Annotated in this window: 9 protein-coding genes and 3 pseudogenes; 3 read left to right on the top strand and 9 right to left on the bottom strand. The window is 68.3% G+C overall.

Annotated elements, in window-relative coordinates:
- The first annotated feature begins 180 nt into the window (after nt 1-180).
- Together ACFV8T_RS42205 and ACFV8T_RS42200 are read left to right on the top strand one after the other, a co-directional pair.
- Nucleotides 181-600: an IS630 family transposase gene (locus tag ACFV8T_RS42205; protein ID WP_385338373.1), complete on the top strand. Its 420-nt coding sequence runs from the start codon at nt 181-183 to the stop codon at nt 598-600.
- 166 nt (nt 601-766) lie between these two features.
- Nucleotides 767-1981: a beta-ketoacyl-[acyl-carrier-protein] synthase family protein gene (locus ACFV8T_RS42200; protein WP_385338345.1), complete on the top strand. Its 1215-nt coding sequence runs from the start codon at nt 767-769 to the stop codon at nt 1979-1981.
- Between the two features lie 368 nt (nt 1982-2349).
- On the opposite strand, the gene ACFV8T_RS42195 is transcribed toward ACFV8T_RS42200, so the two are convergent.
- The 7 genes and pseudogenes from ACFV8T_RS42195 to ACFV8T_RS42165 form a co-directional block, all read right to left on the bottom strand.
- A complete protein-coding gene (locus tag ACFV8T_RS42195; protein ID WP_385338342.1) occupies nt 2350-4281 on the bottom strand; it encodes an amino acid adenylation domain-containing protein in 1932 nt (643 codons plus the stop codon).
- Nucleotides 4265-11092 carry an SDR family NAD(P)-dependent oxidoreductase gene (locus tag ACFV8T_RS42190; RefSeq protein ID WP_385338339.1) on the bottom strand — a complete coding sequence of 2276 codons (6828 nt, stop codon included), beginning with the start codon at nt 11090-11092 and terminating at the stop codon, nt 4265-4267. The genes ACFV8T_RS42195 and ACFV8T_RS42190 overlap by 17 nt, the downstream gene beginning before the upstream one ends.
- The gene (locus ACFV8T_RS42185; RefSeq protein WP_385338337.1) at nt 11085-13232 is read right to left on the bottom strand and encodes a beta-ketoacyl synthase N-terminal-like domain-containing protein; all 2148 of its coding nucleotides are present in this window, start codon (nt 13230-13232) and stop codon (nt 11085-11087) included. Before ACFV8T_RS42185 ends, ACFV8T_RS42190 begins: the two co-directional genes overlap by 8 nt.
- A complete protein-coding gene (locus tag ACFV8T_RS42180) occupies nt 13229-14506 on the bottom strand; it encodes a cytochrome P450 (RefSeq protein ID WP_385338334.1) in 1278 nt (425 codons plus the stop codon). The genes ACFV8T_RS42185 and ACFV8T_RS42180 overlap by 4 nt, the downstream gene beginning before the upstream one ends.
- Nucleotides 14507-14613: 107 nt before the next feature.
- Nucleotides 14614-14808, bottom strand: a complete 195-nt coding sequence (locus ACFV8T_RS42175; protein WP_385338376.1) for a hypothetical protein — start codon at nt 14806-14808, stop codon at nt 14614-14616.
- A gap of 71 nt (nt 14809-14879) precedes the next feature.
- A pseudogene (locus tag ACFV8T_RS42170) lies at nt 14880-15326 on the bottom strand (beta-ketoacyl synthase N-terminal-like domain-containing protein); the annotation flags it as partial.
- 380 nt (nt 15327-15706) lie between these two features.
- Nucleotides 15707-16173 (bottom strand): annotated as a pseudogene (locus tag ACFV8T_RS42165) (IS1380 family transposase); the annotation flags it as partial.
- 191 nt (nt 16174-16364) lie between these two features.
- Here ACFV8T_RS42165 and ACFV8T_RS42160 point away from each other — a divergent pair.
- On the top strand, nt 16365-18917 hold the full coding sequence (locus ACFV8T_RS42160; RefSeq protein ID WP_385338371.1) for an AAA family ATPase: 2553 nt from the start codon (nt 16365-16367) through the stop codon (nt 18915-18917).
- A gap of 8 nt (nt 18918-18925) precedes the next feature.
- On the opposite strand, the gene ACFV8T_RS42155 is transcribed toward ACFV8T_RS42160, so the two are convergent.
- Both ACFV8T_RS42155 and ACFV8T_RS42150 read right to left on the bottom strand, forming a co-directional pair.
- Complete coding sequence (locus tag ACFV8T_RS42155; RefSeq protein WP_385338331.1) at nt 18926-20671, bottom strand: 3-hydroxyacyl-CoA dehydrogenase family protein; 1746 nt, start codon at nt 20669-20671, stop codon at nt 18926-18928.
- A 40-nt stretch (nt 20672-20711) separates the two neighbouring features.
- Nucleotides 20712-20888: pseudogene (locus ACFV8T_RS42150) on the bottom strand (crotonyl-CoA carboxylase/reductase); the annotation flags it as partial.

The following is a 20888-nucleotide window of genomic DNA, read 5'->3' as shown; positions in this document are numbered from 1 at the left end:
CTACCCTACAACGAGCCGTATGTCCGGGCAGCGTTCCCCAGGTTCTTCAGGACTCGTGCTGACCGCTCGCCGACTCTTCTGACATATCGTCAGACGATTTCGGAGGGATTCACCCGCTCTCTCCAGCAGCGGATCGCCGGTCACTCAGGTTGAACTCGTGGTGTTGTAGGGGCTGACGGGCTGCACCTCTCTGCGGTATCGCCGGGGCATGCGGCATCCACAGGATGGCGGGTCGACCGCCGTGAGAGCTTCTCCTGGCGCGACCACCGGGACCTGCCGATCGCCGCACATCAGCAACTCGGCGGCCCGATCGCGCCCATCCGGGACAACCTCGACGTTCACAAGGCTGCCGGCCTGCGGGGGTTCGCTGCCGCCCGGGACCGACCGACCATCTGCCACCTCCCGCCCCGCGCACCCGACCTCGACCCCGTCGAAGAAATCCGGTCGCTCCTGCGACGCGGCCGGCACTCCAACGTCGCCTTCGGCACTCCCGAACACCTCGTCCAGCGCTTCGGACGCGGCCTGCGGCACATCCAGTACCACAGCGACCTCATGGACGGCTGCCTCGCCGGGACGGGCCGGACCATCAGACCCACCTGAGCGACGGCGCGACTCCACGAGTCCAACCCAAGTAATTGTTGGAATGGCACAAATTCCCGCTTTCGAATCGGTCGACTCCTAGCCTGATTTCCCTTCTGGACGCTGGCATGATCCCCATGAGGGCAAGTCATGAACTATGTGGTCTACACAATTCAAGGAGGCTCGTGTGACCCGTAACGGTCGTGTGCTGGTGACGGGCGTCGGTGCGATGACGCCACTGGGAGCCGATGCGCCGTCGTCGTGGTGGGGGCTGCTGGACGGCAAGTCGGGGGTGCGTTTCCTGGAGGAGGAGTGGGCCGCGGACCTGCCCGTGCACGTTGCGGCCGGGCTCACGGTGGACCCTGCCTCGCTGCTTCCGAGGACCGAGGCCAGGAAGCTGGACCGCGGTGAGCAGGTCGCCCTGCTCAGTGCGCGCGAGGCCTGGCAGGACGCCGGTGCTCCGCAGGTCGAGCCGGAACGACTTGCCGTCGTCATCGGTACGGGGACCGGTGGTGTCCTCACCACGCTGGGGCAGGACGACATCTTCGAACGCGCCGGGATCCGCCGGCTCTCGCCGTACGCGGTCCCCATGCTGATGCCCAACGGGCCGGCCGCCTGGGTGAGCATGGACCTGGGCGCGAAAGCAGGCGCCAGGACGCTGGTGAGTGCCTGCGCGTCCGGGGCGGAGGCCCTCGCCCTGGGACAGGATCTGATCCGCAGCGGGCGGGCGGACGTGGTCGTCGCAGGCGGGGTGGAGGCCTGCCTGCACCCCTTCACCATCGCGGCATTCGCCCAGATGAAGGCCCTGTCGACGCAGTCCGTGGACCCGGAGACCGTGTCCCGCCCCTTCGACGCCAAGCGGTCCGGGTTCGTCATGGGCGAAGGCGCGGGAATGATGGTGCTCGAACGCGCCGAGTTCGCCCGGACCCGGGGAGCACGTACCTACGGCACGCTGGCCGGCAGCGCCGTGAGTTCGAGCGCGAACCACATCACGGCCTCCGACGCGGAAGGCCAGGCCTTCGCCATGGAACTGGCGCTGCGCGACGCCGGCCTGACCCCGGCGGACATCGGGGTCGTGCACGCCCACGCCACCTCGACGGAGTCCGGTGACCTGGCGGAGGCCGAGGCGATCGGCCGAGTGATCGGCAGCCACGCCGCGGTGACCGCCACGAAGTCGATGACCGGCCACATGATGGGCGCGTCCGGAACGGTCGGCGCCATGGCCGCTCTCTTCGCGCTCAAGGACGGCATGGTGCCGGCCACACGCAACCTCGACGAACTCGACCCGCGCGTGGAACTGGACGTGGTACGCGGTGAGCGGCGCACCGGCCAGTGGTCCGCTGCGCTGGCCAACTCCTTCGGGTTCGGCGGACACAACGTCAGTCTCGTCTTCACCAAGTGACGACAGGACCCTGACCGCCACGCCGGGCGTCATGGCCCCCTCGGGCCCGCTTGCCGCCCACCCGTGATGCCGTCTCGTTGCTCAGACCGGCCTGACCATCAGGCCGGTCACGACAGCACGACCACGCACTACGGCGTGATCACCGCTGGACATCCGTCGGCAACAAGGAGAGTGCGAGTCCTCACTCTGGTCGCCGCCGTACCGGGCTTCCCGACGAGGGCACGGCGGGCAGCATGGGCGAGGACAGCGTCATACTGGCGCAGAAGCCCGCCGACCGGACCAGTGCCCGCACCGCGATACTGCCGGGTGCCCTCTCGTCGGCCGCCTCCCGCCACGTGCTCCTGCCCGGGAAGAGCCCGTGCAGCGCATCACCGCCCCGGCCGGACACTTAATGCAGTTTCGCGGCCGCGCGACTCTTGTACGCGGTCCGCCAGTGACCGGATCGTTGGTGCGGAGAAGAGTGCCGAAACGGGCAATGAGACGTCCAGTTCCTTCCTCACCACTGCCATCAGACGTACGGCCCGTAAAGAGTCTCCGCCCAGTTCGAAGAAGTTGTCCAGGACGGAGAGCGAGGACGTTTCGAAGAAGCCCTTCCACAGGGAGAGCAGGGCCTGTTCCTCCTCGGTGGCGGGGCGAGCGTTCTCGTCCTCCGCATCCAGTTCTCCCTCGTGCCGGGCCAGTGAGGCGCGGTCCACCTTCCCGTTCGCCGTCAGGGGCAGTGCGTCCCAGACGGTCACAAGTGCCGGAAGCATGTACGGCGGCAGGAATTCTTCTGCGGCCTTCCTGACGTCCGCGCCCGTTCGCCTGGCACCCGCCTCCAGCACGACGTGCGCCACGAGTCGCTTACGGCTCCGGTCGCCCGGGGCCGTGACGACAGCGCCCGCGACCTCCGGGCATCGCAGCAGCGCGGCTTCCACATCGCCCAGCTCGATCCGGTAGCCGCCGACCTTGACCTGCATGTCGTCGCGGCCGAGGAACTCGATCTCGCCGTTGGGCAGGAGACGTCCCCAGTCACCTGTCCGATACACGCGTTCTCCGGTGAGCGGTGAGACGGTGAAACTCCTCGCAGTCTTCTCCGTGTCGCCGAGGTATCCACGGGCCAGGCCGGCGCCGGCGATGCAGACTTCACCTACGACCCAAGTGGGGCGTGGCCGGAGGAGCGTGTCCGCCACAAAGACCTTCTGGTTCCGCATGGACGTGCCGTAGGGGATCGACGGCAACGTCGCATCCTCGGGCACGATCCGATGCCGGATCGACCAGATCGACGCCTCGGTCGCACCCCCGAGGCTCCACAGCGCCGCCCAAGGGAAGAACCGCCGGATCTCGACGGGCAGGACCACGGGAATCCAGTCCCCGCTCATGAGGACGGCGCGCAGCGAGGACGGAGCGTCCGGGGACCGGGGATCTGTGTCCTTTGACGACGTCAGGTGCTCGCACAGCATGGCCATCAGCGCGGGAACGCTGTTCCACACCGTGACGTTCCCCTCGGCCATCAGGGCAAGCCAGTTGGCGGGTTCGCGTGCGTCTTCGGGACCGGGCAGGACGACTGCGCCACCGACGGAGAGGGGGGCGAAGATGTCGTAGACCGACAGGTCGAAGTTGAGAGCCGAGAGGCCGAGGACGCGGTCGTCCGCGGTGAGCGACAACTCGTCATTGACGTCCAGGATCGTGTTGACCGCCGGTCCGTGCTCGATCACCACACCTTTGGGGACGCCCGTGGAGCCGGAGGTGTAGATCACGTACGCGACGTCACGAGGTGTCACCGGAACGTCCGGCGCCGTGTGGACCGCGGTGTTCTCGAACGGGCCGGGCGCCTCGACGTCCAGCACCGTGAGGCCATCGGGCCAGTCGACAGTGCTGCGCAGCGCGGGCTGGGTGAGGATCGTGTCCAGCCCCGCGGCGGCGATCACCGCGGCGAGGCGCTGGGCCGGCCAGTGCGGGTCGATGGGGACGTACGCGCCTCCCGACCGCAACACGCCCATGCTGCCGACCACCTGCTCCCAGCCCTTGTCCGTCACCACGCCGACCAGCGTTCCTGTGGTGGTGCCATGCTCTGCCAGGAGAGAGGCCACACGAGCCGATTCCGCGTCGACGTCGGCATAGCTGAGCCGCCGGTCCCGTGAGATCACGGCGACAGCATCGGGAGTACGCGCGGCTCGTTCGACAAAACGGGAATGGAGGGTGTGGTCCGAGGGGAACCCGGGCTCTGGAGTGCGCTGGAGCCTGCCGGCGCCGGGGGCCGGCCCGGGGTCGTTCGCCCAGGCGGGTACGAGCCAGGCGGAGTTAGCGACAGAGTTCACGAATCAGCCTTTCGTATGCCGTGAACATGGAGTCCACGACGCCCTCCGGGAACACTTCCTCCACCACATCCCAGTTGAGGATCAGACCGCCGTTCTCCTCGAACGCTGTGTGGTCAAGGATGACTTGCGGGGTGCGGACCCCGCTCCATACCGGCGTGCCGGTCTCGCCCATCCTGCACAGCCAACCCACCGGCCCTGCCTCCTGCCCGTCCGCAGCGGCCCCACCGACAGTGCTGTTGAAGACCACCGGCACGCGCGCCCGCCCCGCGCTCGCGTCCATGCGGCCGAGGTCCCTGAGCACGTCGAGGCCGGAATAGACGGTGTGTTCCATGTCCTGCATCAGCTGCCGCTGGATCCGGCGGGCCGTGTCCCGGAACGGATCGGCCTGGTCGATCCGCACTTCGAGCAGACTTGTGGAGGAGAAGTTGCCTATGACATTCGATGTGTCCACACCGGCTGTCGCGTCCCGTTGCGACACGAGGCATGTGATCGTGAAGTCCGGTGTCTTGGACCAGGCAGCAAGCACGTGACAGTACGCCCCCAGCACAGCACCCGACGCCGTCAGACCGGCTGCCGCGGCATTGCGCTTGAACTGTTCCCACTCCGGTGCGTCGACGCGCATGAAGCGGTTGGTGAACACGGGGCGCGGCACATCGGCAAGGCGGACTGCGAGTGGCAGTTCCGGCGCGGGGGGCAGGCTCTGGAGCCGACCGCTCCAGTACGACCTGCTCTGGTCGCTCTCCGCCGTCGAAGCCTGCTCGCGGATCTTGAGCGTGAACTCGTCGAACCCGGACCGGAGTTCCGGGAGTTCCAAGTCCGGGGCGTCGTAGAGCTGCGCCCACTCCTTGAAGAGGACGGAGGTGCTGCTGCCGTCCGAGACGAGTACGTCGATGCCGAAGTGCAGTCGCGTCACAGTCGAGCTGATGGCCGTGGCGCGAACCATGAACAGGGGCCAGCTGGTGACGTCGAACTCCTTGGCCTTCAGCTCTGCATGTATCGCGGCGAGCCGCTCGTCGCGCTCGCCCTCCGTGAGCCGGGTCAGGTTCTCGATGGGGATCGATACGCGCGGCGCGCTGCCGAGCACCCGCTGGCTCCCGGCCTCCGGGTCGAAGACGGCCCGCAGCATCGGGTGGCGCCGTACGAGCCGGTCGAACGCGTGCTCGGCCGCCGCCACGTCGAAGCCGGTCAGGTCGACCTCCACATACAAGTACGTGGAGACGTTGCCCAGTTCGAAGTCGCCGGCGCGCCCCGCGAGATACGCCTCCTGCAGTCTGGTCAGGGGAAACGGAGCGGAGTCGGGCATGGAGGGCTCGTCCGCCCTCAGCTCGTCGGCGTCCGTGCCCCCTTGCGCCTTCTGCCTCGCGGGTGCGGCAACCGGGGCTGGAACGGAGCTTGGCTCAGTGTCCTGGCCTGGGCCGGGCTCCTCGGACTCGTCCGACTCCTGCCCCTCATCGGGCAGGAACAGATCCACGACGTGTGAGGCGAGTGCCTCCGGAGTCGGGTGGTCGAAGACCACGGTGGCGCCCAGCCGGATGTCGAGTTTGCGGCCGAGGCGGACGCGCAGCTCCATGGAGGTGAGGGAGTCGAAGCCCATCTCGTAGAAGGACTGCTGGGCGTCCACGCGCCGGGGCTCGGTGCCGAGCAGTTCGGCCACGCTCTCCTTGACCACCGTGAGCAGGCCGGCAACGCGTTGGTCGTGGGATGCGTCCGTCGAGTTCAGGAGGTCGAGGACTGTGGCCGGCTCCTGTCGACGGGCGGGCCGGTCGGCCTCGGCGTGTTGCTGAGCGGGAGCGGGAGGTGTCTCCTGCATCTCCAGCCGCGGAGCCGGGACGGGCGGGGCAGCGGCGACAGTGGGTGCAGGTGTCCGCACCTTCTCGGTCCGGTCCACCCCGCGCCCTGCGAGGCGGGAGAACAGGAACGGGCCGTCCGTCGTTGCGTCTTCGGTCGCATCGGACACCGCGAGACGCGCCGCGATCACGGCGGTGGTGCCGCTGCTGAGTGCGGTATCGAACAGGGCAAGTCCCTCCGGCACCGTGAACGGCGCCACCCCGTTGCGCCGCAGTCGCAGCAGATCTGCCTCGTCGAGGTGCCCCGTCATACCCGTCGCCTCGTCCCACAGCCCCCAGGCGACGGAGTTGGCCGGCCGGCCCTGTGCCCGGCGCCAGTGTGCGAAGTGGTCCAAGAAGGTGTTCGCGGCAGCGTAGTTGGCCTGCCCGGGGCCGCCGAGCACGCCGTACAGGGAGGAGAAGACGGTGAAGAAGCGAAGGTCGTCCTCACGCGTCGCGGCGTCCATGTTGAGCGCCGAGTCGACCTTGCTCGCCAGGACACGGTGCAGCTGCTCGGGCGTCATGTTCGGAACGATGGCGTCGTCGAGGAGGCCCGCGGCATGGACAACGCCTGCCAGCGGACGCTCCGAGCGCAGCTGGTCCAGGGCCGTGCGCAGGCGCTCCGCGTCGGTCGTATCGGCCTCGAGCACGCGAACCGAGGCGCCCAGACGCTCCAAGTCGGAGGTGAGGGCCATGATACCGGGCGCCTGCCGGCCGCTGCGGCTGAGCAGCGCCACGGACCGCACGGACTTGTGGGTGACGAGGTGGCGGGCCAGGGCACGGCCGATCGTGCCGGTGCCGCCGGTGATCACGACGGTGTCGTCGCCGCAGTCCGGGAACGGGGCGATGACGGGAGCCTGGGGCCACAGATGTGGGCGCAGCACACAGCCGGCGCGCACGGCCAGCTGGGCCTCGGAACGTCGCAACGCCGCCTCGATCGGAACCGGTTCGGCGACTGCGGCGTCGTCGACGTCGATGACGCGGATATGACCGGGGTTCTCGGTCTGCGCGGTGCGCACCATCCCCCAAAGAGCGCTCGCGGCCAGGTCGTACGCCTCATCGCCGGGGACGGCCACCGCGTTCCGGGTGACGAACGTGAGAAGGGCACGCTCAGAGAGGTCCTCGACGAGCATCCACTGCTGGACGGCCTCCAGCGCCCACGCTGCCGTGTCATGGACGTGAGCCGCGGTCACGGTCCCGGGGCCGGTCGACGGGGTGGAGAGGATGACCTGCCAGTCTCCGGGCAGAGCCCTGACGATCATGATGGCTTCGTCGAGCGTGGCCACTGTTATCCCGCCGCGGGCGGTGTCGCGCAGGGACGAGGCGAGCGGCCCGTCAGCGCCCACGACGCACAGGCGGCGTTCCACGCCGAGTTCGCTCCCGGCCTCCGCCCAGTCGGTCGTGTAGAGCGTGGCCTCCTCGTGCGCCGGTTGCTGAGCGGGGCGCTCAAGGCCCCGGACCACCATGCGGTCGACACTCAGCAGCACGTGTCCGTCGTCGTCGGCCAGGGTGAGGGCGATTGCGTCGGGAGCCACTCGGCGGGCAACGGCCCAGCACCGGTCGGCATCAACGGAGTCACCGACACGCACGCCGTTGAACACGAAGGGGACGGCGATGTCCCCTGCCGCCGACGTTTCGATCAGGCCGCAGGCCACGGCGGCGTGCAGTGCCGCGTCGGACAGCGCCGGGTGCAGCGCGAAGCCGCTGTGGTTGATGCGAGCGCTGTCCGGCAGGACCACCCGGGAGCGGGCCCAGCCGTCGCCGTGCTCTCCACCGCGTACGCCTTGGAACGCGTCGCCATAGCCGTACCCCATCTCGCGCAGCTGCGAGTACAGCGCGTCGGCTTCCAGGCGTCCGGCACCGGGCTCGGTCGTGGGACCGGCGGGAGCCGGCGGACGGGTTTCGGGGGATACCAAGCCCTCCGTGTGATGGCGCCACTCGGCGTCGGCCGACGAGCGCGAGTACACCGCCACGGCCCGTTTCCCCTGCGCGTCGGCGCGTCGCACGGTCACCTGTACATCGACCTGAGTCCCGTCCACCGGCAGGAGCAGTGGATCCCGGAGCACCATCTCGTCGAGGGCGGGGCAGTCGACTTCGCGCCCCGCCGACAGCAGCAGCTCCGCGAAGGCGGTGCCGGGCAGCAGAGGCGTGTCCTCGACCCGGTGATCCATCAACCACGGGTGGCTTCGGATGGACAGGCCCCCGCTCATCACCATGGTGCCGTCGACCGTCTCGACCATGGAAGTCAGGAACGGGTGGCCGCCGGCTGCGATCCGCGTCCTGCTCGCGCTCGGCCGAACGGCGGCGGACACCGAGACGGCCGTGGTCTCCATCTGTGTCGGAAGCCAGAACCGGCGTCCTTCGAACGGGTAGGTGGGGAGGCCGTCCGGAGCCGGCCTCCCGGACCACGCACCGGTGTGCAGGGCAGCCCAGTCGACGTCGTGTCCCTTTACGTAGGCCTCGGCGGCAGCTGTCAGGAACCGCTCGTACGAACCCTGGTCCCGGCGGAGGGTCGCGCACACCGGGGCGTCGCTGTCGGCCTGTTCCAGAATCTGACGCAGCGAGGTGAGGAGCACTGGATGCGGGCTGATCTCGATGAAGGCGTCGTAGCCGTGCGACACCATGGCCGTGACGGTCTCGGCGAACCGGACCTGCTCGCGCAGGTTCCGATACCAGTACGCGGCGGTCAGGTCCTGTCCCGGTACGCGGTCGCCTTCGACCGTGGAGAAGAAGGTCACGTCCTCCGTGGAAGCCTGGAGGCCGTCGAGTCCTGCCATGATCCGGCCTTCGAGTTCGGCCATGACGGGCGAATGGGAGGCGCACTTGGCCGGGACCCGGCGGGCGTACACGCCCTGGTCCTCGCACTGGTCCAGCAGACGCCGGATGCCGGGTTCGTCGTCACCGGACAACACGGTGAAAGCGGGGCCGTTGGTCGCCGCGACGGTGAGATGCGCGCTCGCCTCGCGTGTGGCGGTCACCGCCTCCTCGACGCCGAGCGCCACGGCCACCATGCCGCCGCGTCCCTCGTGCTCCAGAACGCGGCTGCGGCAGGCGACCACACGGGCCGCCTCATCGAGACTCAGAGCACCGGCGAGGCACGCGGCGGCGACCTCGCCCTGAGAATGTCCGATCACTGCGGCGGGCCGGATACCGGCGAGCCCCCACATCGACGCGAGGCCCAGCATCATGGCGAAGATGAGGGGCTGGACGACGTCCGTGCGCTCCCGGTCCGTCTCCTGGTCCTTGCCGGCCAGCAACGCCAGCAAGTCGTAGTCGAGGTAGGGCTTGAAGGCTCCTGCGACCTCCTCGATCCTCAGCCGGAAGACCTCGGAGTCCTTGAGGAGCCGCACGGCCATGGCATCCCACTGGGACCCTTGCCCGGGGAACACGAAGACCGGGCGTCGAATGCGCCGTGCCTCGTCGTGGACGACCGCTGTGGAGTCGGTGTTGTCGGCGAACGCCTGGAGCGCGGCGGCCAGGTGCTCCCGTCCTCCTTCGATGGCGACGGCGCGGTGGGCATAGTGCTCACGCTGTGTTGCGAGCGCCTCGGCGGTTGCCGCCACGGAGGAGGTCCCGGAGGTGAGGTGTTCGGCCACCCTCGCGGCATGAGAACGCAGAGCCGCCGGCGTCTTGGCAGAGAGGGTGAGGGCGTGCGTGGCGTCGGGGGCGTCCGCCGGGATCGCGGAGACCGTCGACTCCTCCTTCCAACTCTCCAGAATCACATGAGAGTTGGTGCCACTGACACCGAACGAGGAGACGGCGCACCGACGTACGCCGTCCTGTGCCGTGGGCCAGGGCCTGCTCTCCCGCAGGACGTTCACCGACGAGGACCAGTCCACGTGGGAGTTGAGGTCCTCGACGTGCAGTGTCTTGGGCATGGTGCCGGCGCGCATCGCGCTCAGGCACTTGATGACACCGCCGACTCCTGCCGCGGCCATGGAGTGGCCGATGTTCGACTTGAAGGAGCCGATCCACACGGGTTCGTCGCCGCGGTCCGCTCCGTAGGTGGCCTGAATGGCGTTGGCCTCGATGGGATCGCCGAGCTTGGTGGCCGTACCGTGCGCCTCCACGAGCTGGACCTTGCCGGGCGCGAGCCGGGCGTCGGCGAGCGCCCGCTGGATCACCTTGACCTGAGCCTTGCCGCTCGGTGCGGTGAGGCCGTTGCTCGCGCCGTCCTGATTGACGGCGGTTCCCTTGATGACGCCGAGGATGCGGCGATGATTGCGCCGGGCCACCGAGAGGCGTTCAAGGACGAGGACGCCCGCGCCTTCGGCCCAGACGGTTCCGTTGGCGGTGTCGGAGAAGGTACGGCAGCGTCCGTCCGGCGAGAGGGCGCCCTTCTTCGCGTAGTCCACGAACATACCGGGGCCCGTGAGCACGGTGCAGCCGCCCGCGAGCGCCAGGTCCGTCTCGCCGCTGCGCAAGGACCGGACGGCGGTGTGAATCGCCACGCCGGACGACGAACAGGCGGTGTCGATGGTCAGGGCAGGACCTTCCAGGCCCAGGAGGTAGGCGATCCGCCCGGACGCCACGCTCGGTGAGGTGCCGGTACCCATGAAACCGGCCGTCTCGTCCTGCCACTTCCACAGCGGCATCCCGTACTCGTTCGGCATCAGCCCGACGAATACGCCGGTCTGTGAACCCTTGAGGCTCGACGGGACGATGCCCGACCGCTCGATCGCCTCCCAGGCGACCTGCAGGAGCACCCGCTGCTGCGGGTCCATGGAGATCGCCTCAGCGTGCCTGATCCCGAAGAAGTCGGCGTCGAAGAGGTCAGCGTCGTGGAGGAACCCGCCCTGCCGCACAAAGCTCGGGTCGTAGAGCGCCTCGGTGTGCCACTCGCGGTTGTCGGGAAAGTCGGTGATGGCGTCCCGGCCCTCGTCGACCAGGGCCCACAGACGCTCCGGGGTGTTCATGCCGCCGGGGTAGCGGCAGGCCATACCTACGACGGCTATGTCTTCGGGCTCCGTTGTCTTCTCAGCCACGGAGTGCCTCCAGTTCGGTGTCCAGGTGTGCCGCGAGGTCGTTGATCGTCGGGTGGTCGAAGAGCGCGGACTCCGGGAGTTCCACTGCGGTGGCGGCCGCGAGACGGTCCTGGAGCTCAAGCAGGGACATGGAGTCGACGCCCAGGTCCTTGAACGTGCTGTCGGGATCCACGCGTAGGCACTCGTCGCCTGTTTCGCCCAGAAGGTCGAGTAATTCGCGCTCCAGGAACGACCGGATGAGCCAGAGCCGTTCCGAAGGATCGGCAGTCTGCTCCCGGCCGTCGAGCAGAGAGCCTGTGAGAGCCTCTTCCGGGACCGCAGGGGTCGGCTCGGGGGTTGGGGCAACGGAGCGGGGCGGAGTGGGTCCGTGGAAGGTGTCGCGTTCGAAGGGGTACGTGGGCAGGCCAGGCACCTTGTGCAGTCCTGTTCCCAATCGATCCGCGACCTTGGCAATGTCTCCGTGGGTGGCGTACGTACCGGCGACGGCGACCCAAGCAGTTCGTTCCGCTCCTCCGTTGTGCAGCCAGTCCGCCGGTATGGCCAGGTCGTGGCCTGCCACGATCTTGAGCAATCCGTCGCGCATCTGGTCCCAGCAACCGCCGACCACCGCGACCCGGTGCTCGCCCTCGTCGCGCTGGGCGAGGGACCACGCCACATCGCTCACGGTGCAGCGCTCCATGGGGAAGGAGTGTTCGAGGAAGGCGCGGGCCAGCGAGCGGACCGCTTCGCGGGTGCGACCCGAGAGACACCACACGGTGTCCAGGGCAGCGCACTCGGACGGAGTCGGGGACACGAGTCGACCGGACGGATCCGTTGCGCCGGGCGAACTCGCCAGGACGACATGAACGTTGGTGCCGCCCATGCCGAACGAGCTGACCCCGACCACTTCGTCGGTGCCCAGGCTCTCTTCCCGGTCCGCGCCGACGACTCGAAGGTTGAGGTCCGCCAACGGCAGGTCCTCGGGGCTGCGGTGATGGTGCAGGGTCGGTGGCAGCTTCCCGTGATGCAGTACCAGGCACGCCTTGATCAATCCGGCGATGCCCGCCGCCGACTCCAAGTGCCCGATGTTCGACTTGACCGAGCCCACGAGCAACGGCGCGGTCCGCGAGCGCCGCCTTCCGATGGCCTCGCCGAGGGCCTCGGCCTCGACCGGGTCACCCACGGGTGTGCCCGTGCCGTGCAGTTCGACGTAGCCGACCGACGCACCCGTGACCCCCGCGGCGCGGTGGGCGGCTTCGATCACCTCGCGCTGGGCGTCCGGGCTGGGGACACCGAGACCGGCTCTGCCTCCGTCGTTGTTGGTGGCACTGCCGCGCACCACGCAGTAGACGTGGTCACCGTCGCGCACGGCAGCCTTGAGCGGCTTGAGCACGACGACGCCACCACCTTCGGCACGGACGTATCCGTTGGCGTGCTCGTCGAAGGCGCGACAGCGGCCGTCAGGGGACAGGCCGCCCCACAGTTGAATCTGGTCGGTCACATCCGGCAGTAGGTTGAGGTTGACACCGGCGACGAGCGCGGCATCGCATTCACCCAGCCGCAGGCTCGCGACCGCCCGGTGCAGAGCGCACAGGGAGGACGACTGACCGGTGTCGATGACTTCACTGGGGCCGCGCAGACCGAGGTGATGGGAGATGCGCCCCGCCAGCAGCGAGCGGCTTGAGCCCATGTGCCCGAACCTGTCGAGGCGCCCGGAGGCGAAGTACTGCGTCTTGAAGTCGTCGGCGCACGCCCCCACATAGACACCCCAGCGCGTCGCGCGCAGGTTGTGTGCGGGGACGGCTGCGTCCTCCAATGCCTGCCATGCGAGCTCGAGCAGGAGCCGCTGCTGCGGATCCATGTGCTCGGCCTCGCGTCGGACGATCCCGAAGAACCTGGCGTCGAACTCGTCGATACCCTCGATGAAGCCGCCATGCCGTATGGGAGTGCGGGGTTCGGCGGGCGCGGGCCCGACACGTTCCTCCCAACGACCGGGCGGAGCGCTGCCCACGCTGTCCGCCGCGGACATGAGGTTGCGCCAGAACTCGCCCGGATCGGAGGCGCCGGGAAAGCGGCACGACAAACCGATGACGGCCATAGGGGCTGCGCCTGGTTCCGCGTATCCCGGTGCCGGTTGCGGCTGCTGTGTCCGTGCGGTCATGAGGCTGCTCCACCTGCTTCTTCCGCGCCAGAGCGGGATCGCTGCGGTCCGGGGGCAACGACGAGATTCCTGAGTCCCCGGAAGGTGGGGCTGGCCTTCCACTCCATGTGCTGGGGCTTCGTGCGGACGGAGAGTTCTGGACAGCGTCGGACAAGGACGTCGAACGCGACTTCCGCCTCCAGCCGCGCGAGGTGCTTGCCGATGCAGTTGTGGATGCCGCCGCCGAAGGCCAGGTGTTCACGGCGCGGCTTGTCGACCGTGAAGCGGTCGGGGTCCTCGAAACGCGCGTCGTCGCGGTTGGCCGCGGCGAAGGCCAGGAACACGATGGAGCCGGCCGGGATGGTCACCCCGCCCACCTCGACCGACTCGGTGGCGTACCGGTACAGCGACAGATTGAAGGGCGACTGATGGCGCAGCATCTCTTCCACGGCGGTCGGCACGAGCGACCGGTCTCGCCAAACACGCGCCTTCTGATCCGGGTCCGACTCCAGCACCAGCAGCCCCGTGACGATCAGGTTCGCCGAGGTCTCGTACCCGGCGGCGAGCAGCGCGTACGCCTGGGCGACCGCCTGCGACTCACTCAGCGAGAGTGCGAGTTGTGTCAGAATGTCGTCGGTGCCCGTCTCACGTCGCTGTGTGATGAGGCCGCGCAGGTAGCCGACCATCCGCTGCGCGTCGCGCCGGAGTACCTCGGGTTCCGCGTCACTGGTGATCGTCTGTACCCATTGGTGGAACGTCTCGCGATCCTCGCGCGGAACCCCGAGCGTGTCGCAGATGACTCCGATCGAGTAGGGGAAGGCGAAGTCCTGGACGAGGTCGAACGACTCCTGTCCTGCGACGGCGTCCAGGACCGATTCGGCCAGTTCCCGCATGGCCTGGCGCTTGGGAGCCACTGCCCGCGCGGTGAAGGAGCTGTTGAGCGGTTTGCGTAGGGCGGTATGGATCGGCGGGTCGTTGTTCGCCATGTTGTCGTAGAGCAGCGAGCTTCGGTCCTGCTCCTGCCCGCCGTCCCGGGCGCTCGCGGCGAACAATGGCATTGCTTCATCGAAGCTCTTACGGAACCGGGCATCCCGCAGCACGAATTCAACATCCTCGCAGGACGTCACCATCCAGGCCCGCAAGTTCGGCGGCAGATAGGCCATACCCGTTTCGAGTACGACTTCAGTGGGTTTGTTTCCGCGTTGTTTTATCGCCCGGTAGATAGAATACGGATCTCTGTAGAAGTCCACATCGAGACGGACGGGGCACCTGTTTTCATGTATATCGGATGTCATGGGCTTCCTTCACTGGAAGAGTCAAAGCAGTACCGCTCGGTCACGGTGGCGCCAGCTGTTTCCTCAACTTCCTTTCACAGTTCGATAGTTGAGGGAACACGTAGATGTCAGGCGCGGCCGAGGACGAGTGAGGCGTTATGCCCGCAAAAGCCGAAGGAATTGGCCGATGCGACCCGGAACTGTCCCGTGCGTGGCTCGTCCATCACCACATCCAGGCCGATGTGCGCATCCACTTCCCGCAGGTTGCGGGTCGCGGGCACGACGCCGTCGCGAAGCGCCGGGCTCGCCGCGGCCGCGCCCATGGCCCCGGGCGCCCCGACATGTGACCGGTCATGGATCTCGTCGTGGTGACCACGGCATGCGCACCGATGGCCTGGGCGATGGCATCGGACCCGCACGCGTCGCCATGAGTCGTCGACGTCGCGTGGGCATGGACGTGCCCCACGTCCTCCCCAGTGATCCGCGCGTCGCGCAGCGGCAGGGTCATGGCGCGCACCTGTCCCGCCACGCCCAAGCCCCGCGCGATGGCCTCGGCCCCCGCCGCGCAAGCGCTGACCGGCGCCTGGGCGCCGCCTTGTGCGCCCGGATCCGTACTGACCCACGCAACAGAGCCGTTGGCCATCAGCATGGGCACGGCGTGAGGTGAGACCCGCCGCGGCCCCTTGACCTCGAACGTGTGGTTCTGGGCCAGCAGGGACGTGGCGCCGCCGATGCCGGTGCCCCTGACCACCGCGAGGCACTCAGAGGGAGTTTCGGGGAGCCGGCGTCCCGCCGAGCCTCCCGGGACGCGACGGGAGCGATCTGCTCTCCTCGGGCCCATTCGTCCTCCAGATTTCCAATTCCTTTGGCGCCGCTTCGCATTGCGGCCCGCATGCTCGACATGCCTCCACCGAGCGGCGTTGCGCCCAGACCGGTAACCCATACGTCCACTGTTCCATCTTCCCTTCGCTGTTACCGGTCGGGTTCCGGGCCCACAAAGCCGGTGTAGGGCCGGGCATTCCCCAGGCAGTTCCCATCCGGGGGGAATGAGAAGAGCGGCTGAAGAAGCGTCGGCACGTAACGCACATACCGCACTGTCAAAGAGAGGGACTCCGCCAGGCTTTGAACGCTAGCCAATGCCCAGACGTGTCGCAAGAGGCCCCGATCTCAGGAGAATTGACGATTAGGGGGACCCCCCTAGCCTCGATCTCTTGTGACGGTCCGGTCCTCGGCGCGTGCCCGTTGGCGGTGCCGTAGTTCGAGTGCGGCGATCGGAAGAATGGTGGTGTTGGTGGCAAACGCGGTGAGCCGGAGGCCGTCGGTATCGGTGAGATGCAACCGGGCTCTGGGGTAGGGGCGTTCCCTGTGGACGATCAGCCGCATCCTCCGCAGTACGACAGCGCCCTTCCCTGCTGGGCGTGCCAGGCGGTGAACTGTTGGGTGCCGCCCGCGGAGTCGGTGCGGATCAGTGTCCGGCGTCCACGCCGGTACTTCTTCGGCAGCTGGGCCAGGGCGAGGTGGGCCGTGATGATGTGATCGGCGGCCAGGTCCACGATTACCTGTCCGCGGGCATCCGGGGCCGCGCCCTTGGCCACGTTCCAGACGTGCTCACGTGCTCGGGCCCGCGCGGCCGGCATCGCGTTCAGGGCCTTGGGCCCGGCTACGGCGAGGGCGTCGATGAGACGGGAAGACCGTCCGTTTCGACCGGCAGCACAACCCCGGCCGGGCGCGACCGATCCGACCGCAGTCCCGTCCGTCGCCGCGGTGGGTGGGCATCAACAGCGCGAGGGTCAACGGGGTAGGGGGGTGTCGCCCGGCATGCTTTGATTGCGTGAGCAGTGCACGCGGCGACCAGAACCAGGCCCCCCTGGAAGGAGCGATGTGCGTCATGGAGTTGGCAGAGCGATGCCGAGCGCAACAACTTCTTGACAGTCTTTTTAGAGAGGCCCGTGACGGTAGGGGGCAAGCCGCTCTGGTTCTCGGCCCCCCTGGGGTCGGGAAGACCGGGGTGGTCGACTACGTCAAAGGGCGGGCCGAACGGGCGGGCGCGACCGTGCTGAGCGCCACGGCATCGGCGGCGGAACGCTCGTTCCCGCTGGGCGTCGTCGCCCAGCTCCTGTCCTGTCTGGGGTACTCCATGGACGAGATCGCGGCCGTGTGCGAGTCGCCGACCAAGGTCGCCGCCGCGGTGCACGACGCCGTCTGCGTGGTCGCCGAGCGCACACCTCTGGTCGTCACCGTTGATGATGTCCACGACATCGACAGCGAGTCCCTGCGATGCCTGCTCTACGTCATCCATCGTGTGGCCCCGCTGCGCGCTCTCATCCTGCTCACCGGGAGTTCCGACCTTCCCCAGCAGAGTCCGGTACTGACCGCTGAGTACATGCGCAATCCCAGCTGCTCGCTGCTGCGCCTTGCCTCGTTGTGCGCTTCGTGTGTCAAGGAAGTGCTCGCCGAGCACATGGGGAGCGGCGTCTGCGACCGGACCGTGTCCCTGTGGCGGCGGGCGTCCGGGGGAAGCCCGCTTCTGCTGCACGCGCTCCTGAAGGACTGGTCAGGTTCCGGTGCACCGGGCGAAGCGGACCAGGGCGCGGTCCCCCCTCCACTTGGTGGCGACGCGGTCCGGTTCGCCGTTCAGTACGTCCACGCTCTGATGACCGAGGACGGGTTACGGACCGCGCGGGCTCTCGCTGTCCTTGGGGAGTCGGCTACCGCGGATCGAGTGGAGCGCCTGCTGCACCACCTGGGGATGTCCGCCAGTGCAGCCGCACGTTCACGCAATGCCCTGGAGGCAGCCGGCCTGACCGACGGCCTCCGCTATCACCTGGAGGCAGCCCGTGACGTGGTGCTGGACAGAACCCCGAGCGACGAACGGACGCGGCTGCATCGAAACGCCGCGCTGGCGCTACGCGAGAGCAACGCCGAACTGGGCGAAGTGGCAGGCCATTTGGTGCACGCGCGGCCCGCTCAGGAGCTCTGGGCGGTCATCGCCTTGCGGGAAGCAGCCGCGCAGGCACTGCATGAGCACGACGCCGAACGGGCCATCGCCTTCCTTCGAGCCGCGTACGACGCGTCCGCCGACGGCTCGGCGCGCGCGGTGGTCCGGGCCGAACTGGCGCAGGCGGAGTGGGAAGTGGACCCGGGGGCAGTTCGCTGGCACCTGACCGATCTGCTCGATGAGCACCGGGCCGGCCTACTGAGCCGGGAACACAGTTTGCTGCTGGGCATGTATCTGTTGTGGTCGGGGCGGACACAGGAGGTCAGCGTTCTTCTCACCGACCTCGATGCCGTGCGGGAGGAGTTGTCGCAGGACGCACGGGCTCGCCTGGACGCATTGCGGGTCTGGTTCGCGTACTTCTTTCCCACCTACGGCGCGCGATACCGACAAGGCCCCCTGGAGTCCCCGCAGGATCCGGGCCAGTGCATCGTGTCAGTGGATCCGCAGTGGGACGGAGCGCTGGTGCTCGCATCGCTGCTGGCCGAGGGACCCACCGACGACGCGTGTGGAGCGGCTGAGCAGCTCCTGCAGGCGCAGGTGCCGCATCAACCACTCTTGGCACCGACGATGGCCGCGTTGATTTCGCTGATCCGCGGCGCGCGCCTCGAACGAGCCGCGGGCTGGTGCGACCGGTTGGTCGTGGGCTGCTCGGAGCGCACGACCACCTGTCAGGCGATACTGCTGGCCGCCAGCGCGACCCTGGAGAGCTGGCTGGGCAATTTCACGACCGCGCTGAACCGCGCGGAGCAGGCCCTGACGCTGCTGCCTCCATCGGCCTGGGGGGTGGCCATCGGTCTGCCGCTCTCCGCCAAGGTTCTCGCCTGCGTCGGTCTCGGGGACCTCAAGACGGCGGCCGAGTGCTTACGTACCCCAGTACCCCAGTTGATGTTCCAGTCCCTGCCCGGACTGCACTACTTGCAGGCACGCGGTCGCCTTCACCTGGCTGCGGGGCGTCACCGAGCGGCGCTCGGCGATTTCTACGCGTGCCGGGACCTGATGGCCGCGTGGAAGCTCAAGGTGTCCGTCTTCACGGCCTGGCGAGTCTATGCCGCCGAAGCACTCGCCGAACTCGGTGACAGGGACGAGGCGGCGCGCTTCCTGGAGGAGGAACTGGCACAGCCGGACACGGGCAGCCCGTGGCTGCGCAAGCGGGCGCAGGTGCTGTACGACCGGTTGTGCAGCGCCGGCACCGACGCGAGGCCCGGCATGAGGCCGTCGGAGGTGACCGGAGAGCTCCATACGCTGAGCAGGGCCGAACACAAGGTGGCTCAGCTCGCGCAAGGGGGTCTCACCAATCGGGTGATCGCCGAGCAGCTTGGTGTCACCCCCAGTACTGTCGAGCAGCATCTGACCCGCATCTACCGGAAGCTGGGGGTGCGGGGCCGTGCAGAGCTCCCGGTGGCAATGAACTCAGCAGAACTTCTTGGGGGTTGAGCGAGACCTCACGCCCTGCGCAGTCCCCGGCCTGCCTTGCGCCCGAGATGGCCCTCGCCGACCAGCTCCCTGAGAACGGTTGGTGGTTCGCAGCCCGCCCCGGGAAACTCGGCGTGCAGACGTTCCAGGATTGCCAGGGAGACGTCCAGGCCGATGGCGTCGAGCAGAGTGAACGGTCCCATTGGGTATCCGAATCCCCGTTCCACCGCGGTGTCGAGCGCCCCGATGTCGAGAGCGGCGTCATCCAACAACCGCACCGCGTCCGTGAGATAGGGGAAGAGGAGGCGGTTGACGATGAACCCGGCCCGGTCGCGGCAGGCCACGGAGACCTTGCCGAGGTCGGCACAGAACTCGCGGCCCACATCCATCACGTGTTCGGCCGTGTCCGGCGTCCGCACCAGCTCCACCAGCTTCATCACGGGCGCGGGGTTGAAGAAGTGCAGGCCGAGCGTCTCCCCGGGACGGCCGGCCGGAGCAGTACAGGCCGCCACGGACAGGCTGGAGGTAGTGGTGGCCAAGATCGCACCGGGCCGACACATCGCCCCGAGCTGTGCGAAAACGGCGCGCTTTGTCTGGAGACTCTCCGCGACAGCCTCGATGACCAGGTCGCAGCCGGAGAGCGCCGAGACGTCGTCGACGGTGGCGAGCGCGGCGGACGCCTCCTTCTTTCGTGCCGGGTTGATCCTGCCGCGACGCACCGCCTTGACCAGCGATGCCTCGATGCCCGTCGCGGCGCTCCGGGCCTTGTCGGTGTTACGAGCCACCAACGTGACACGGTGCCCGGACGTGGCGCACACCTCCGCGATACCGCGTGCCATCGTGCCGGAGCCGAACACGCCAACGTGACCGATGGCCCTGCCGGTTGACGGGAAGCCCGTACGACCCCGTTCGACGGGGGTCTTCTCGCGCGGCAGACCCTGGTTGTCGTAACCGTGGAAGCCCTGGCCGGTCTTCCTTCCCTGAATGCCCTTTCGAAGCATCGATGTCAGGAGCGGCACCGGGCGGAAGGCTTCCTCACCGGTGCGATTCCAGTGAGACTCCAGGTAGCTGTGGACCTCGTCCACGCCCAGCTCTTCGATCAGCTCCAACGGACCGGACGGCAGTCCGCAACCGAGCCGCATCGCGGTATCGATCTCGCGGGGGGAGGCGAAACCCTCCGCAACCATGGCAGCAGCGCGGTTGAGGAACGGGTAGACGAGCCGAGTGGCGAAATCGCTCGCTTGCCGGCCGAGAACGACGCATTCGAGGCCGATGGCTGTCGCGAGGCGTTCCGCCACGTCAACTGCTTCGTCGGACGTCAGTGAGGTGCGTACGACTTCGGCGTGCCTGCCGACCGCCGGCGGGCGCAGCAGTCGTAGGCCGGCGATTCGGTCGGGACACCCCGCGGCAGTGGCGAGCCGGAAGAGAGGCGGCGAGGAGGCCGTGGTGACGATTGCCGTGTCGGGTGGGCAGACCTGACGCAGCCGGCGAAGTACGTCACGCTTGGCGGCCAGATCCTCGGCCACCGCCTCCACCACGACACCGATGTCGTCCAGCGCGGTGATCTCGGTGGTCAGGGTGGGGAAAGCGGACTCTCCGGTCTCGTCGATGTCTTTGTGCTTGAGGCGTTGCTCGACCCTGGCGATGACATCGGGGTCGTGGTCCACGCCGATCACCGGGCACCCGATGGCGGCCACCATGCTCAACAACGCTTCGCCGACCTTCCCGAGTCCCACGATTCCGACGGCACGGCCGGGTCCCACTATGTCTTGCACGTCAATTCCTCTGGTTTTCATCGGCTCCAGTCCCGGATACTCAGGGCCGGAAGCGGTTGATGCCGTCGATGTGCTGGGCGCGCTTCTCGTGGTCGCGCACGCCCAGACCCTCCTCGGGGGCGAGCGCGAGGACGCCGACCTTGCCCTGGTGGAGGTTGCGGTGGACGTCGTACGCGGCCTGGCCGGTCTCCTCCAGGGAGTAGACCTTGGACAGCGT

The organism is Streptomyces sp. NPDC059832, assembly GCF_042731715.1.
Classification (GTDB): Bacteria; Actinomycetota; Actinomycetes; order Streptomycetales; family Streptomycetaceae; genus Streptomyces.
This window is presented reverse-complemented; position numbering and strand designations above follow the sequence as displayed.

Coding starts and splice junctions, on each gene's coding strand:
- ACFV8T_RS42185 (WP_385338337.1), bottom strand. CDS start 13,232: ATGACCGCACGGACACAGCAGCCGCAACCGGCACCGGGATACGCGGAA.
- ACFV8T_RS42180 (WP_385338334.1), bottom strand. CDS start 14,506: ATGACATCCGATATACATGAAAACAGGTGCCCCGTCCGTCTCGATGTG.
- ACFV8T_RS42175 (WP_385338376.1), bottom strand. CDS start 14,808: ATGGGCGCGGCCGCGGCGAGCCCGGCGCTTCGCGACGGCGTCGTGCCC.
- ACFV8T_RS42160 (WP_385338371.1), top strand. CDS start 16,365: ATGTGCGTCATGGAGTTGGCAGAGCGATGCCGAGCGCAACAACTTCTT.